The following is a 2,868-nucleotide window of genomic DNA, read 5'->3' on the forward strand; positions in this document are numbered from 1 at the left end:
GCAAATTTAGTCGAGGATAATATTGAACATGCAGAAGAATTAATAAATGCGTTAGAGTGGAGCAGACAGACATTAGCAAGTGAAGCAATTGTCTCATTAACCACAGCGCATTTATCGAAAGGTCTTGAGGCCGACAATGTATTTATATCCGATGATTTTCATTCCATCATAGAAGCGTTTACCAACGGCAAGGCAATTAATGAATCTGATTTGTATTTATTCTACGTTGCTATTACCCGCGCTAAGAAAAGTTTAATGTTACCAGATGCTCTTTACATGGCATTGGAAGAAAATAAACAATTCAAAGTTACCAAAAATAAACTACTACCGTGTCAAACGGACAACCTGCAACATCTGCTAAATGATCCAGGCATTAACAAGCAGGAAGTTAAAAAGAAACAAGTTGAACCTGAACAGTCTGAAAAACCTAGCAAGGTTAAAACCAAACCGCAGCAAAAAAAACAGGCCAGTAAAAATGCTCCTGTACCTTTGGAAAGCTTGGACAAAAACAAGCCAAAGAATAAATCTAAGGCACGAAACGCCAAAAAAGACCCTACCGCAGCAAAGTCCGGCAAAAGTCCTTCAGGAGTCGATTTTGACGGCATAGCAATTGAAATTGGTCAGTGTAAAGCTTCGGGAGAGTCGCAATACTGGACTCCTACCGATACGAACCGCTATTTAAATCCTAACCTGGCAATTTTAGGCACAATGGGAACGGGAAAAACACAGGCTGTTAAGAGCCTACTTTTACAAATTGTCAGGCAGAAACATAAAAACACGGGGGGGTTGCCGTTCGGATTTCTCGTGTTCGACTTTAAGAATGATTACGCAGACAGTGAGTTTGTAGAGGCAATTGGTGCAACAGTATTTGAATCGCACTTATTACCTATTAATCCGCTTGCTTTGTATTCTACTGATAAGTTAGCGCCTATTAAAACGGGCAAAGGAGTGGTTTCTACAATCGCAAAAGCATTTAACTTAGGTCGTAACCAACAAAGCGCCCTTAAAAAATGCATTATGACGGCTTACGAACGTAACGGTATTGATAATGGTGAACCAAGCACTTTTCACAATCCAGCCCCTACGCTCAATGATGTATACAACATTTACAACAACAGAGATAAAGTCCCGCAAGACAGTTTAACGGCGGCACTTGACGATATTGTTGATTTTGAGTTATTTGAAAAAAACCGCAGAAAATGTAAAAACTTATTCGACACACTGAAAGATAACGTAATTGTCATTAATCTTTCAGGGGTAGATTCCAATCTACAAAACCTGATTGTAGCCACTCTGCTTGATAGCTTCTTCATCCAGATGCATTGCTGCGATAAGCCTGTGCCAACTTCAAACGGTCATCGTGCAATTACTAATTTTGTGCTTGTAGATGAAGCTGACAGCCTGATGTCGCAAAACTTTGATGCGTTGGGTAAGCTGCTAAAACAGGGTAGGGAGTTTGGCGTAGGAGCGATCTTGTCTACGCAAGGCTTGGATCACTTCAAAACAGATGAACATTCTTATGGTGATTCGATGTGTGGCTGGGTAGTTCATAGGCTAGAAAGTCCAAAACCAGCAGCCATCGCGTCCCTGTTCAATCAGAACGATAAAGCAGAACAAAATAAAACCCTCGTTAAAGTTCGTGAACTTGAAAAACACCACTCATTTCTTATTGACGGAAAGAAGCAGTTAATTTTTCAAGAAAGCACCGCATTTTGGAAAATCATATAGGCGATTGATAATAAATATTTCACTACAAAAAAAGTGAGGTTATATGAATAAGAACACTGATGGCAATACTACAAATAGTTCATGCTGTTCATGCAATCGTATAAATAAAGTGAGGCCGAATCGCGGAGGTATACCTTATTCTGATTTGATCATTGAACTCAAAGGCCACCGCCCTGAGTGGACAAAACACATCACCGACAGAACCGCCCTATCACTTTTACATCTCAGATTTAATAGTATTGATGATGTACAAAAAGCTGTTTCAAAAGGACTACAGATTGAAGATATTCCAAATTTTGGGAAATATCAGATAATCGAAGTACGTGAACTGTTAGAAATGAACGCTATGTTAAAAAGCAAACTAAGTGAGGCCAGCTAATGAAAAAATATTCTCCTGGCATAAAGCGTGTTATGCAATATCTAACATTGTGTTCGCTGATTGCATTTAATGCGAACGCTGCAAGTATCAAAAACAAAACCTTCGGAAATCTGAGTGTTGCCGAAATCACATCAATCTACGATGGTGATACATTCAGAGCAAATATCTATGGTCTGCATCCGTTGATTGGTGAGCATATCGGTATTCGTGTTGCTGGTGTTGATACGCCCGAAATCAGAGGAAAGTGCGCAAAAGAAAAGAAGTTAGCAAGACAAGCAAAGCAAATCACAGTTAACTTTCTGCGTTCAGCAAATGTAATTGAACTGCGAAATGTAAAACGTGGCAAGTATTTTAGAATTGTTGCCGAAGTTTACGGAGATGGTAAAAGTTTAACAAATTCATTAATCAATTCAGGATTAGCTGTTGCCTATGACGGTGGAAAAAAATCTAAAAATTGGTGTGGTTAGCCGGACACAAAAATACGTAAACGTCTTTACTAGCTCACGCATAGTATGAATTGACTGAATTAATTTAATATTTGATATTTGATATTCTGATATTTTGGAAATATAAAAAGCCTTGGTGAAATTGATGTTAATTAATCAATTGAGCTGAGGTTTTTTATGAAAATCTACAATCCGACTAATCACCCGTTTGATCAAGCATTAGCTGAATTAAAAATGCTTCATAAATTATGCGATTTATTGAATGAATGGAAACAGCTTATCCGTCACAAACACTGCAACTTCTTCCCCCCCCCC

General features: G+C 38.6%; 3 protein-coding genes. All 3 read left to right on the plus strand.

The window, feature by feature from the left end; translation table 11 throughout:
* A partial coding sequence (locus G337_RS26770; protein WP_037028112.1) for a helicase HerA domain-containing protein occupies positions 1–1,728 on the plus strand: 1,728 nt, incomplete at its 5' end.
* Positions 1,729–1,771: 43 nt separating this feature from the next.
* Positions 1,772–2,107, plus strand: coding sequence for a hypothetical protein (locus tag G337_RS0118990; protein WP_028865267.1), 336 nt, complete (start codon positions 1,772–1,774; stop codon positions 2,105–2,107).
* Positions 2,107–2,574 (plus strand): thermonuclease family protein, encoded by a 468-nt coding sequence (locus G337_RS0118995; protein ID WP_084605515.1) that lies wholly within the window; start codon positions 2,107–2,109, stop codon positions 2,572–2,574. The genes G337_RS0118990 and G337_RS0118995 overlap by 1 nt, the downstream gene beginning before the upstream one ends.
* Positions 2,575–2,868: the final 294 nt, after the last annotated feature.

The sequence above is a fragment of the Psychromonas aquimarina ATCC BAA-1526 genome (assembly GCF_000428725.1).
GTDB lineage: Bacteria > Pseudomonadota > Gammaproteobacteria > Enterobacterales > Psychromonadaceae > Psychromonas > Psychromonas aquimarina.